This window comes from Polycladomyces subterraneus, assembly GCF_030433435.1.
Lineage (GTDB): Bacteria > Bacillota > Bacilli > Thermoactinomycetales > JIR-001 > Polycladomyces > Polycladomyces subterraneus.
In genome coordinates this window covers 12,291-25,400 of sequence record NZ_JANRHH010000017.1, presented here as the reverse complement: position 1 = coordinate 25,400, position 13,110 = coordinate 12,291, and the positions used below count along the sequence as shown (strand labels likewise).

Annotated in this window: 12 protein-coding genes and 3 pseudogenes; 6 read left to right on the top strand and 9 right to left on the bottom strand. The window is 46.5% G+C overall.

Translation table 11 applies throughout. From position 1 onward, the window contains the following. Positions 1-164 precede the first annotated feature (164 nt). Positions 165-461 (top strand): 4-hydroxyphenylacetate 3-hydroxylase C-terminal domain-containing protein, encoded by a 297-nt coding sequence (locus tag NWF35_RS03600; protein WP_301237725.1) that lies wholly within the window; start codon positions 165-167, stop codon positions 459-461. Positions 462-526: 65 nt separating this feature from the next. Here NWF35_RS03600 and NWF35_RS03595 read toward each other — a convergent pair whose 3' ends face one another. The 3 genes from NWF35_RS03595 to NWF35_RS03585 form a co-directional block, all read right to left on the bottom strand. Then, the gene (locus NWF35_RS03595; protein ID WP_301237707.1) at positions 527-925 is read right to left on the bottom strand and encodes a hypothetical protein; all 399 of its coding nucleotides are present in this window, start codon (positions 923-925) and stop codon (positions 527-529) included. A gap of 333 nt (positions 926-1,258) precedes the next feature. Next, a complete protein-coding gene (gene uptA, locus NWF35_RS03590; RefSeq protein WP_301237706.1) occupies positions 1,259-1,861 on the bottom strand; it encodes an undecaprenyl phosphate transporter UptA in 603 nt (200 codons plus the stop codon). A 184-nt stretch (positions 1,862-2,045) separates the two neighbouring features. Then, positions 2,046-2,825 (bottom strand): COG4705 family protein, encoded by a 780-nt coding sequence (locus tag NWF35_RS03585; protein ID WP_363321537.1) that lies wholly within the window; start codon positions 2,823-2,825, stop codon positions 2,046-2,048. Positions 2,826-3,395: 570 nt separating this feature from the next. On the opposite strand from NWF35_RS03585, the pseudogene NWF35_RS03580 reads away from it, so the two are divergent. After that, positions 3,396-4,680 (top strand): annotated as a pseudogene (locus NWF35_RS03580) (IS110 family RNA-guided transposase). 1,176 nt (positions 4,681-5,856) lie between these two features. On the opposite strand, the gene NWF35_RS03575 reads toward NWF35_RS03580, so the two are convergent. Both NWF35_RS03575 and rplE read right to left on the bottom strand, forming a co-directional pair. Then, a complete protein-coding gene (locus NWF35_RS03575) occupies positions 5,857-6,042 on the bottom strand; it encodes a type Z 30S ribosomal protein S14 (protein WP_301237705.1) in 186 nt (61 codons plus the stop codon). Between the two features lie 44 nt (positions 6,043-6,086). Continuing rightward, a pseudogene (gene rplE, locus NWF35_RS03570) lies at positions 6,087-6,277 on the bottom strand (50S ribosomal protein L5); the annotation flags it as partial. Between the two features lie 878 nt (positions 6,278-7,155). On the opposite strand from rplE, the gene NWF35_RS03565 reads away from it, so the two are divergent. From NWF35_RS03565 to NWF35_RS03550, 4 genes are all read left to right on the top strand, one after another. Then, positions 7,156-7,956 (top strand): YheC/YheD family protein, encoded by an 801-nt coding sequence (locus NWF35_RS03565; protein WP_301237724.1) that lies wholly within the window; start codon positions 7,156-7,158, stop codon positions 7,954-7,956. Between the two features lie 204 nt (positions 7,957-8,160). Beyond that, positions 8,161-8,394, top strand: coding sequence for a hypothetical protein (locus NWF35_RS03560; RefSeq protein WP_301237704.1), 234 nt, complete (start codon positions 8,161-8,163; stop codon positions 8,392-8,394). Between the two features lie 172 nt (positions 8,395-8,566). Next, the gene (locus NWF35_RS03555; RefSeq protein ID WP_301237703.1) at positions 8,567-8,707 is read left to right on the top strand and encodes a hypothetical protein; all 141 of its coding nucleotides are present in this window, start codon (positions 8,567-8,569) and stop codon (positions 8,705-8,707) included. 79 nt (positions 8,708-8,786) lie between these two features. Continuing rightward, the gene (locus NWF35_RS03550; protein WP_301237702.1) at positions 8,787-9,041 is read left to right on the top strand and encodes an MFS transporter; all 255 of its coding nucleotides are present in this window, start codon (positions 8,787-8,789) and stop codon (positions 9,039-9,041) included. A gap of 278 nt (positions 9,042-9,319) precedes the next feature. On the opposite strand, the gene NWF35_RS03545 is transcribed toward NWF35_RS03550, so the two are convergent. From NWF35_RS03545 to NWF35_RS03530, 4 genes and pseudogenes are all read right to left on the bottom strand, one after another. Then, complete coding sequence (locus tag NWF35_RS03545; RefSeq protein ID WP_301237701.1) at positions 9,320-10,438, bottom strand: 2-aminoethylphosphonate aminotransferase; 1,119 nt, start codon at positions 10,436-10,438, stop codon at positions 9,320-9,322. Positions 10,439-10,453: 15 nt separating this feature from the next. Continuing rightward, positions 10,454-11,602, bottom strand: coding sequence for a phosphonopyruvate decarboxylase (aepY, locus tag NWF35_RS03540; protein ID WP_301237700.1), 1,149 nt, complete (start codon positions 11,600-11,602; stop codon positions 10,454-10,456). Next, positions 11,602-12,495: a phosphoenolpyruvate mutase gene (aepX, locus tag NWF35_RS03535; RefSeq protein ID WP_301237699.1), complete on the bottom strand. Its 894-nt coding sequence runs from the start codon at positions 12,493-12,495 to the stop codon at positions 11,602-11,604. The genes aepY and aepX overlap by 1 nt, the downstream gene beginning before the upstream one ends. A 101-nt stretch (positions 12,496-12,596) precedes the next feature. Next, positions 12,597-12,710: pseudogene (locus tag NWF35_RS03530) on the bottom strand (transposase); the annotation flags it as partial. Positions 12,711-13,110: the final 400 nt, after the last annotated feature.

Below are 13,110 nucleotides of genomic sequence, written 5' to 3'. Positions count from 1 at the left end.
AATCATCTGACAGTTCTTCGAATAAAAACTACTTGAAAATAAGTGGACGGATTTGTCCAGCTTAGTACAGCGACATCAGTTGTTCATATGCCTTCCTTCTGGCATCAGGCCTCGGAATAGACCAATGTACCCCAACGATGGAAAACGAGGAATTATGACCCTATCTGGAAAAATTGTATCGAGGCTCCAACGGAATCGATGCTGAAAGTAAGATGAAGGTGATCAAGCTGTTGTGGGACGCCATCGGCTCTGAGTACGGTGGTCGACATGAGCTATACGAGCGTAACTACGCTGGCAACCACGAAAAAGTCCGTCTGGAGAACCTGAGAAGCGCTTGGTTCAACGGACAAGCAGATGAATTCGAAGAATTTACGGAACAGTGCCTCAGCGAATACGACTTGAACTGTTGGACCGATCCCACCTGGATCAATCCCACCGACGTCAGTCGCGTGAAAGGGTAGTGGTGTGCTAGGAGCAGCCCCACCGTTATACAAATGTGCTGGAAGGAATAAACCTTCCAGCTTTTTCATTTGCCTACAAAGATCTCAATCAAATCTTTGAGTCCGCTGATGATGGCAGCGACCGTCGCCGAGAAGACAAGGATGTTTCCATACTTGGTTTGGAGATCTCCCAGTTTTTCGTTGAGTTTGAGCAGGAGCTGTTTTTCTACATGACCTTGCTCGACCTGTTCTTTCACTTGATCGGAGAGTTCGGCCACTTCGAGTATCTTCTCGTGTAACTCTAGTTCCTCTTCGTCTGGGCTATAAGACCATAATACCTCCCCCGAAGGGATGGCTGTTTCATCGTCTGTTTTTAGCCGGTGTTCCCTCCATTTCACCAGACACTTATCGAGTTGATCCTCGAGTTCACTCAAATGCTGAACGATCTGCCTTCCCTGCTCCAGTGTCAATGCAAGGGTTTCCATCTGGTTTCTCCTCTCTTTCTGATCTCCGCAAAGACTATTCTACAAAAAAAGACACGAACCCTCTCCTTCATTCGCATTAACGCCGTATATTCAAGTCCAAGTCCACGAGCATTTTCTGCTGGACAATCACTTTCCCTTTTTCAAGGACTTTAGAGAACCATTACCCTTACACTGCCGAGAGGCCGCCGTTGCCACCCGTTCGGCTCCTCCCCGTCCTAGAGGGGTCACCGAACCAAAAAAGAAAATCGTACGTTAAGATGATCAACGGAACAAAAACCCCGGTCCGTACCGGGGTTTTTCTGTGGACTAGATCTGCAATCGGCCCCTCCATCCCTAATTCTGTTGTTTGTGTTGCTTTTTCAGTTCTTTGAAAAGGAAATATCCCACTATGAGGATCGCTGCAACAATTGCTGCTTGATTCACATAAGGAGCAGCGATTTCTTTCACTTTGTCCCATTTGCTGTCCAGCTCCATACCCAGATATAAAAAGAAAATAGACCATGGAATAATGGCCAAAACGGTATAGAGAGTGAAACGGGCAAAAGACATCCCGGCAATTCCGGCAGGAATCGAGATGGCATGTCTAACTACGGGGATAAATCGTGCTGTGAAAATGACTCCTGTCCCATAGCGGGCAAACCATTGTTCCGCGATATCTAAGTGCTTTTTATTAATCAGCAAGTACTTTCCGTATTTTTCAAGGAACGGTCTCCCTCCATACCGACCTATCCAGTACAGAAAATGTTGAGCGATTGTTCCACCAATCGTTCCGGCAATAACAGCACCTACAAAATTTATCTTGCCTTGGGAGACCATATATCCCCCATAACTCAAGACAATTTCACTAGGAATTACCTCCAGCATAAGACCAATAGCGATTCCAGCATAACCCAGATCGGTAAGCCATTGAAGTACTTGAGAGATCAACCCTTCCACTGAAATCACTCCTTCTTGGTTTTTTAATCTGGTTCCAGGGGGATCTTTGGAACCAATAAAAAAAGGCTTCCCAAAGGGAAAAAAAGTTCGCGGTGAAAAATCTTTTTTCGACACTATATCTAACTTGTTTGTTTCGTTCCTTTTTTCTTTTCTAGATCCACCAGACCAACATACCCGTCGAGACTTACTCCCCATGTGTGACAGACGACTCCTCAGCTGATCTCGGAAGCGGGATCTCGTCTCTTCTCGTCTTGGTCAGGTAGATTACTAAGCTCAAGATCGTTACGAGGAAGATCGCGCTGGTTCCCACTGTACCTAGACTAAGGCCACCCTCATCACGAGGTTGTGACAGGTAGTCGCCAAGAGAAGCGCCAAGAGGGCGAGTCAAGATGTAGACAATCCAGAAGGCAAGCACTGTACTCAGCTTGAAGCGATAGTAGGCGATGGTCACCACCCCAATCAGTGCGGGGAACATGAGCGCCGACTTCCAGTAACCCAAGTTGAGACTCTCTGCTGTGAGGTCACCGGCTGCAGTTCCCAAGGCGAAGGTGAACAGGATCGCCGACCAGTAGAACGCTTCCCGCTTGGTTGTGTAAATAGAATGGATGGACAGTGTCTTCTCACTCGCGTACCAAGCCACAAAGGTCACCAGCAGCGCGAGGGTGAAGGTGATGGTAGTCGTCTCCAGAGTGACCCCGAAGTTGTCCACGAGGTTGTCGCTGACCAGCGTACCGACAACGCTAATCAGCACGACCGCCAGCCAGTAGATCCCTGGCACGTACTTCCTCGACCTGAACTGGAGGAACAGCGTGATGAGCAATAGGCCACACATGACAAAGGTCGTGTTGGTCAAGCCCAAGTTCAGCTTAAAGTTAAGGAAGTCTGCAGCCGTCTCGCCCACCGTGGTTGACAAGATCTTGATGATCCAGAAAAAGATCGTAACTTCTGGAACCTTGTTCAACATCTGCCGACCTCCTGTGATGCTCCCGCGGCTTCATCAGAAAAGTATGAATAATTTTCTATATCCAGCAACACCCCTCAAATTTTATCAACTACAAATTCAAACTTACACTATTTACATGAAAGTCCAATGAATGTCCAATGAAAATCTAATAAGACAAGACGTCCTCAGCCAGCCAAACCACTGGTCATTTTTCTTTTGGTGTTTTCGATATGGAGCCACTCTGCAAAAATGGTTTCTCTCTTGTCTCAAAAACAATCGTTTTTGAGACAAGAGAAGCCTTCCAGAGTGGCTCCAAATTTCGTGAACTAATGAAACTAATATTAGGAGATGAATAATCCCCTTGATTGGGGGCTAATCATAGTATTGAGTAACTAGCTTCCCACAACTCACCTCCACAAAATCGTGGAGGTTTTTTTATTTAATTAGGAGTTATCGGACCAGAAAAGAGAATTGTACGCTAAGCATTCCTGTAACAAAAGAAGAGGCACTTTGAAAAAAGAAAGTACCTCCTGTTAACATACGGGGTGTCAGGTGCTAGCACTGACCCCTGAATAACAAGGAGGTACTCACATGAAGTATAAACAAAATCGGAAATTGGAGCAAATCACGGAATCCACCCTCATTGTCGGTGCGGACATCGCCAAGAAAGTTCATGTGGCCCGGGCACAGGACTTTCGTGGAATCGAGTACGGGTCGCGCTTGACGTTTGAGAACACTCATGCCGGATTCAACCGGCTGATTCGGTGGATTCGAACACTCCAGGCAGAACATGAGAAAACGCACGTCCTTTTTGGATTGGAACCAACCGGCCATTATTGGCTGCCATTAGCTCAGTTTCTTAGAAAACAAGGTATCCAAGTGGTGTTAGTCAATCCCTTTCACGTCAAGAGAAGCAAGGAACTCGACGACAATTCACCGACCAAGAACGACGTGAAGGATGCCAAGGTCATCGCTCAGTTGGTCAAGGACGGGCGGTATTCGGAACCCAATGTGCCGACCGGTGTCTATGCCGACCTACGGATCGCCATGATCCAACGCGATCGGTTAACAGAAGATCTAAAGCAGGTAAAAAACCGGATGCACCACTGGTTCGACCGGTATTTTCCCGAATATCCGGCAGTGTTTAAGAACTGGGAAGGGAAGGCTTCCCTGTACACGCTGAAGCATTTTCCACTTCCCAAGGACATCCTGGAACGGGGAGCGGAAAGGATCGCAGCCGAGTGGAAAACCGTCGTTCAGCGGGCTGTGGGTAGAAAACGCGCCGAATGGTTGGTACAAACCGCCCGGAATTCCATTGGTTTAACCGAAGGTTTGACGATGGCCCGGATGGAGCTGCAAATGCTTCTGGAACAATATGAGTTTTTGCGCCGGCAAATGGATCAACTCTCCACCAAAATCCAAGAGCTGCTTCAGTCCATTCCCGGTACCAGGGAGATGCTGAGTATTCCCTTTGATCGGATGGGCGACCGTAGCCGGGTTTCTGTCGGAAGTGGGCCCCTTGGCGGCCTATGATCATCCTCAACAGGTGATCCGCCTGGCAGGATTGAACCTTAAAGAAAACAGTTCCGGGCAGCACAAGGGACGCACTCGCATCACCAAAAGGGGACGACCTCGTCTGCGATCTCTGTTGTTTAAAGCCATTCTGCCGCTGACGGCTCACAATCCGGAATTTCGAGCATTACACCGGTATCTGACGACGCGGCCGGAGAACCCGCTGAAGAAGATGCAGTCCCTGATCGCTTTGTGTTGTAAGTTGGTTCGCGTGTTGTTCACTTTGGGGAAAAAGCAGAAAACCTATGACGCACGCAGAATGTTGGGAGACGTTCGCCTTTCACAGATACAAACATCTGCTTGATCTCTTGTGATCTTGATTCCTTTTTTATGGACAAACGAAGCGTAGAGCCGGGACGAATTCGGTCATACGGGCACGACCCTGTCGCTAAGCATCCCCCTGGCCTCCACCCCTTGGCAGGTTGAACGAAGGAATGTGAGGGCGAAGACCCTGTGAGACATGGGAGGGCATACCGCAAGGGTATTGTGGAGATTCGACGCGCGACCATATTATGGAAAAAGAGCCTGACACTTTATTTAAACGTCGACTAAACAGCCAATTTACCCCTTTCTTTCAAACATCCTCCGTCAAGTGGGTTCGTTTGTCCCCCTAAAAAAGGGAGAATGGAAGAGAATGCGTGAGATCTTCATTATTTTCTTGAGGGAGTAACCAATTGAAACCAACAGGTGGTATTTTAATACATAACCCCCACCGAAAACGGTGGGGGTATGCTGACTCGGGCTCATTGTGTGTAAATCCTGTTAGAAACCAAATCCAACGCCGGCAAAAACAAAAATTGTTGCGATTACCAACAGGAAAATCAACAAGCGACGCAATCCGAAACCAAATCCGCCGAATCCGCTCATAATAAACCCCCCTTTCTCTCTATATAGTGTAGACTATTCATTGATCCGTACTATAGAGACGGCGCATACATAGTAAGTCCGAAATTAAACGAGCACCCACGGGACTTCAGGAAAAAACGTGAACACAAATGTTGAGGTAGCTAAAAATAGTCCGATAAATAAGATTAGCGGACAAAAGGAATAGCCCTTTCTCCTTAATCTCCGTATATCTTCCCCATCTTATCCTAATATATATACAAAATCCCAGCGGAAAACCGCTGGGATTTTAAGAGGAGTTAGAGTTGGGTTCGGATGGTTATGGCTAGCTTTGGCTGGCTTTCCTGCTGATCTTCCTGCTGGTAGCCAACTAATGTATTGTATGAAAGTTGTTTAAGGAGAGTGATAGGGTTTAGCCTGTTTTCTCCGTGATCTCTGTCTATCTTTCTCCACATTCTCCCAAACTATTTAACAAACCCAGGGCTTTTTTCACTGGGTTTGTATATAGCCTCACCCAACATAAGTTGGGCTCATTGTTTGTGAATCCTGTTAGAAACCATGGGTCTCTGACGGATCTAAACATCCCTCATATCCACCTCTGATAACCCGTATTCATGCTTCCCTCCTTCCACTTTCATTACCAGCTGGCTTTTTTTACGCTGGGAATCTGCCCTTTATACGCCAATTCACGTAAGCAAATCCGGCAGAGGCCGAACTTGCGCAAGACGGCGTGTGGCCGTCCGCACCGCTCACACCGGTTGCAGGCGCGCGCTTTGAATTTCGGTTTACGCTTCGCTTTGGCGATCATCGATTTTTTGGCCAATGGGATATCCCCCTCCTTTGCTGTTTAGTCACGTTCACTTTTTATTACTTGCGAAAGTATATGCCCAGCTGCGAGAGCAGTTCACCTGCTTCTTCGTCCGTGTTGGCGGTGGTAACGATGATAACGTCCATTCCCCGACTTTATCCACTTTATTGTAGTCGATTTCCGAGAAGATCAATTGTTCTTTCAATCCGAGGGTGTAGTTGACGTGTCCGTCGAAGGATTTCGGGGACAACGGTTTGCGACGTGTTTTTCGCTTCGTGATCCATTAGTTGATCACATAGACTTCGTTCCCACACCGTTGGTTTCTCCAAAACGAGTGCTGATTCCATTCGCTTCAGTTAATCACTTAGACCAGGGTTGGGACGCCGTCTACATCGGGAACAACTGCTGAAAAAGCCTACAACGTTGGCCACATCACCAAGCAAGGAGCTCAATGCCCCTATACCCAGGTAAATCAAAGAAAAGCTAAAGCTTCTTACCTATTAAATATCAAGTTACAGCAAAACCCGGCTGTACGCCTGAATATAGCAATGAATACACCAAGGTTTTTTTGGCGGAACTGTTAACCGCAGGCATAGGGATACGATGTGCAGGCAGAGTTTAGAGCGATGATGAATGTACTTCTTCTAGGGTTGGGGCGTTTTGGCGAGCTAGCCGAAGAAGAGGGAAGAATCGTGTACCTAATCCCAACCGTGGCCGTGCAGCCAACCTCCTTCGTGCGCGGGCTGTAGCCAAACAGCCTGCGTTCTGTTTCAAATTCCGCAAGAGACTCAAACACATGAAATTTAGTTTTACTCCATTACTTGTGTTATCCATGTTTTCCAGAGACTGCGGAAGCTTATGCCCTTTTCGTGGAGAATCGTCGGTGATTGATGCTATCTCAAATCATTAAGTTGGAATTTAGAAAGGTATCTGTCCAAAAACACTTAAAATAGGAGAACACACTTACCACTTCCTCACCAGCGAAATAGGATATACTGAATTACTGAAGGCGAAGATAGTTGCAATAACAGAAGTTGGATTGGAGGAAAAAACCCTTAAATTGGGTGATGATCCTTTCCCAATATGCCCTTTTTGTATTTTTAAAAGGAGGATGTATAAGTGGATTCAATGATAAACTTTGATCATGAACGAAAATTTCTAAATAAATGGGAGATGCATAAATGGCTACAGTCCAATGATATTTCCCCTGGTTATCTTCCGGACACCATCTTTTATGCCGATTTCTCTAATATAGAAGAAATGTTAAATCGATATGGACGTGTCTATATTAAATCTGTAGCTGGTTTTGGTGGAAAAGAGGTCATTTATTTAAGCCGCCGGGAGGACAGAAACGATTATATATTAAAAAAGGAACAGCATCCTATCCAGGTTGCCGATTCGATAGATTCCATGGTTTTGCCACTGAGCGAAAGTGAAAAATATATCGTTCAACAAGGGATTATATTTAAGAAATATAAAAACAGACCCATCTGTATTCGTTCACATTTAATTAAAGACCCCAAACGCGGATGGGTTTACATTGGTGACCTTGTCCGGGCTGGGGGAGAAGGGGCCGTGGTTTCCAATGTAACAATAAGTGGTGGGGAAGTATTACCAACTTCTTACATTTTCGAAAATTATGATAATTATCTGAAATACAAACTATATATGGTTAGTCAAAAGATTTGCCAGTCCCTTAATGTAATTTATGAATTTAAAGAAGTTGGGATTGACTTTGGCATTGATGAGAAAGGGGATATTTGGATTATTGAAGTAAATACCAATGATGCCATAGGCGGGCCTTGCCACTTGCTTTTTTCAAAGTTGCCAGATTGGACCATATACAATAAATTGCGTAAGATGACAGCAGAAATAGCCGGAGTACCTGACATTATAATGAACTGGTTATTTACAGATGAGAATCAATAGCTTCTGTCGTCTTCAGGCTGATTATTCGCTTGAATAGAGCAGTTTGAATTGTTCTAACGACATCTTTCGCTTCACAAGGGTGGTGGTGCCGACGCTGGGCAGTTCCATTTTCCGCATCCTGATGGGACTCTTGACCGACCGAATCGGTGCCAAGCGCACCGGTCTGATTGGAATGGCTTCCACGATGGTGCCGCTCTGTTTGCTGTGGTTGACGGGCGACAGCTGCCCGAGGTGTTTGCCGCCGGTTTTTTGCTGGGGATTGCCGGCGCCAGCTTCGCCGCTGCCATACCATTGGCCAGCCGTTGGTATCGGCCGGAGTATCAGGGTTTGGCGATGGGGATTACGGGAGCCGGCAACAGTGGTACCGTGTTGGCCGTCTGGTTTGCTCCTCGGTTAGCGTGTCTGGCAGTTGGCATGATGTGTTCGGACTGGCGATGATCCCGATCGGATTGGTCATGATCGTTTTACTTTCTTTGCCAAAGATGCTCCCGGTCAACCGCCTGCACAACCTCTTTATTAGTATTTTTCCTTATGGAAAGAAAAAGATGCGTGGCTGTTTTGCTTCTTTTATAGTGTCACGTTTGGTGGCTTCGTCGGGTTTTCCAGTTTCTTGCCGATTTTGATACATTATCAGTACGGCCTCAATCAGGTGGAGGCATCCAGTTTTGTGACCGCTTGCGTGTCGGGCAGTTTGGTTCATCCGATCGGCAGTTGGCTGTCCGATCGGATCGGGGGATTCGCATATTACTGATCCTGTTTCCAATTGTTGCCTGCTTGATGGCCTATGCCGCCCAATTGCCTACGTTCGCTGGATGAGGGGACTGCTGATTATGACAATGATGGGACTGAGTATGGGCAACGGCGCTGTCTTCCAATTGGTGCCCCAGCGGTTTGCTAAGGAAATCGGTGTCATTACCGGAATGGTCGGCGCGGCCGGAGGAATCGGAGGATTTTATCTCCCGTTTGTTCTGGGCTCGCTTAAGGACGTGACTGGCACCTATGCCACCGGCTTGTGGGCAGTAACAGTAGTAGTGGCGCTGGCGTTCATCTCCATGTTTGTGGTCAGTCGGCGTTGGCGTCGTTAGTGGGCGAGCATCGCCGGCTGACAACATCGCAGCATAAGGTGGGATGTGGTATTATGATAGGATATCTCGATTATTTCCGTAATCGCAACCAAAGTGAATCGAGCCCACATCTCACACAATGCCCCTATTGCAGTATTCATGGCACCAAGTGGATTTATGAGGACCGTGGGCAATTTGCTATGACTAACCGAACGGTCATCCCCAACCACCAACCGAACATCCTTCACCATAAACGAATATCTCAACCCTTTGTTTTTTTTGAGGATGCTATTCATCTATCATCCATCCTTCATATAATTAATGGTTCTCAGGTAACTTTCCAACGATTTTAAAAACCTTTCGATATCTTTGTGGGTGATATCTCCCATATTGGCGATTCTGAACGTTTCCAGCTGCTCAAGTTTACCGGGGTAAATCGTGAAGCCTCGCCTGTATAAATAGTCGTGCATTTCATTGAAATCGAATCCGTCGCAATCCGGTTCGAGGATGGCCGTGATGATTTTCGAATGGTGTTTTTCCGGGACGATATACTTTAATCCAAGCCGGGAAATCCCCTTTGTTAACGTTTCCCAGGACTTTACGTACCTCGCGTATCTCCTTGCCACCCCTTCTTGTTTTAACTCGACAATCGCTTGTTTGAGAGCATACAGGGTTTGAACAGGAGGCGTGAAGCGCATCTGGCGGGTCTTTAAAAAAAACTGATATTGGTCATACAGATTCAGGTAATAATTTCGTGGTTTTTTGTTCTGCACGCATTCCAATTTGTTTTTATCCGCGATGACAAATGCGACGCCTGCCATTCCTTGAAGATTCTTATTGGAACTTGAGGCCAGGAAACTGATATTCATCGTCTTCATTTGGATCGGAATGGCGGCAAATGAACTCATGGCATCCACGACCATATCGATTCGATGTTTCCTACATAGTTGCCCAATTGACTCGATATCGTTTAACAGACCAGTGGTTGTCTCATGGTGAACGACGGCCAGATGGGAGATGTTTCTGGGAGAGTGTTGAATCCATTTTTCCAGTGCGTTCAAGTCGATGCCCTTATCCGGTGGACTGTTAAATTCCAGGAAGTTCAACCCATAGGCTTCCGCAATCTCGCACATCCGTTTGCCATAAGCGCCATTATTGATGATGACTAGAATATCATTATCCACAACGGAACTTAAAATAGATTCGACCGCCGCCGTACCCGAACCGCCGAACAATACGGTGGTATACTTCTCCGGATCGGCAACCAATCGGGTCAGTTCTGTGGATATGGAACCCATCAGGTGGCCAAACTCGGGTTCACGGGGGCATATATCAGGAACTACCTGAGCGTATTTGACACTGTCCGTCGTTGTGGCGGGTCCGGGATTCAGTAAAATATTTCTTTTGACCATCCGCATAGGATTTCCTCTCCGTTAATCTGGCAAGTTGTTTTTAATAAAAATCTGCAGTCTCTCTTTCACTTCATACGGTTTTATTTTGGGGCGGCCCAGCTGACTCTGGGAGCCTTTTGAAATTCTCATATAGAGAAAAGTCAGTCCTCTGCTTTGCTTCCATTCCTGGATGGAGGTTTTTAATTCTTCTAAGCTGTGGATGTAAATCGATTTCGTGTACCCGCAGAAAGCTGCAATCTCCATGAAATCAATATTATGCGAAACAGTGCTTTGCCCCCCCGTCGAATCATGGGTTTGATTGTCCAACAGGATATGGAGCATGTTATGCGGACTGTAATACCCGTTGGTAGCTAAACTCCCCATGCGCATGAGCAAAGAGCCGTCTCCGTCGATCACGACGATATCCAAATCTCTTCGGGTTAGCGCCATACCGAGTCCGAGAGAAGCGGCACATCCCATGGAGCCGACCATATACAGGTGATTTGGGGCATCTTCGATTTCATACAATTCCCGGCCTGTTTTACCGGTTGTGGCAATCAGTACGGTTTTGTTGTCTTTCCATACGCTGATGATTTGGAGCGCTTCATGCCGGCGAGGTAATTGATCCGTGAACGCTTCGTTTTTCATCCTTTTTATACGGTTCAAATGAAGGGAAAGCGTTTGTTTTTTCAGGGGTTCCTCAGCAAATGTCCCTTTTCTGACAACGAAAAAGAAAGGTTGGTTGTTGGCGATCCACCGATTGGCCTGTAACAGTTGGAGTTTGGCCTTATTTAGGTCCGATGAAAGAATCTGCCATTTCACTTGCATCAAATCGAGCAGTTCGGTCGTGATTTGCCCCATCAGCTCATGTTGTGGTTCATCAGGGATTCCCGTTTCTCCCCGAAGGCTGACAAATCCAAGAACCGGAATTCGAAACGGATAGTTAAGAGACACCAATGGGGAAACCGCGTTGGTCAGGCCCGAATTCTGCATCAGGACCACGGCTTTTTTCCCTGCCAAAAAGGCGCCGGCAGAAATGGCAACCGCATCTCCCTCATTTGCTGCTCCAACATATTCGCATTCATTGATGGCGTAGTTAATCAGGTTTTTCAAAAAGGAGCACGGAACCCCACTGTAAAATGAAAACCCTAACCTCTGAAGTTCTTCCCCGAATGCTTTCGTATGCAGCATCAGTGATCACCCGGAACTTTTTTAGAGGGAAGATATTTCTTTTCCGCCGCTTGAAGCTCTTCCACCCCTTGCAGCCGGAAAATCTCGTCGACGGTTGCTACGTTGCCTTCTACACCGATGAGACTTTTCTCTTGGTAAATTTGCCGCGATATTTTTTTCATTGCGTCAATGGACGCCCTCACATTATGATTGGCCCAGATGACGAGATTGACCCCCAGCTCATGGAACCGATGCGTCGGAGTGGCATAATATTTTGTGGGCACAATAACTACCGGGTGTCTTCCGTTCCATTCTTTCATGAACGCTTCAATTTCTGTGATGTCCGACCGTTTGCTGTGGATCAGGATAGCATCCGCCCCTGCTTGCCGGTAAGCCTCCGCGCGTCGCAACGCTTCATTCAAACCCCAGCCCGCAATAAAAGCTTCCACCCTCGTGACTACAACAAAGTCGTCGTCCTGTTGGGTGTCTTTCATCGCTTTGATCTTGCCACAAAACTCCTCCACGTCTGCAAGGGGTTGGGATTCGCCGTTGATAAAGGAGTTGGTTTTCGGGAACAGCTTATCTTCAATGCAAACGCCCGCTATATTTCGTTGCTCTAATTTTTTGACCAGCCGCCTGGCGTTATTAAAGTTTCCGTATCCCGTATCTCCGTCCAGCAAGATTGGAATGGATGTAGCGTCACTCATAAACTCCAAAACATCCAGTACTTGAGTCCAGGAAGCTTCGTTGTTATCTCTGACGCCCAGACTTGCGGAGATGGAGAGTCCGCTGGCCCAAATCCCTTTAAAGCCGGCTTCTTCCACGATTTTTGCAGACAAACCGTTATGTGCTTCCATGATAAAATCTGGATTTTTTGAGGAAATCATTTCTCTTAATCTCGTTGTTTTTTTCATCGAACGATCCTTATCCTTTCTATATACTTTCTAATATATTCCATTATGTTAATTTTTTATAATATGTACTGAGCTGATCATTTGCTTAGACTCCTACGAAAATAGCCGTGCAATTCCTTCGCATCCCCGAAACTCCGCTCAATCGTCTCTTTCTCTCGCTTGTAGAGCGCTTTTCCCCGCTCGCTTAACCGGTTTTGACGAACCCACTCCTTAGCATCGAAAGTTGCGAAGGGCTTCTTCCCTTTCATCTCATCAAAAGATCAAAAAAGGAAGAAAAAGAAGGGAAAAACAAAAATTACTACCACGATTACCAACAGGAAAATTAACAAGCGACGCAATCCGAAACTAAAAAAAGGGAAACCACCAAATCCGAATCCGCTCATCATAAACCTCCCCTACCAAATAGCCTTCGCCTTTAGACTATTCATTGATCCGTAATGTAGAGACGGCGCATACATAGTAAGTCCGAAATTAAACGAGCGCCCGCCTTCAGGAAAAATTGTGAAGGACAAATGTTGAGGTAACTAAAAATATGCCCACTAAATGGGATTAGCGGGCAGATGTCCGGACTCTAGCAGAGCAAATTTTAATACGCCCATTTCGTACTTGTGCAAC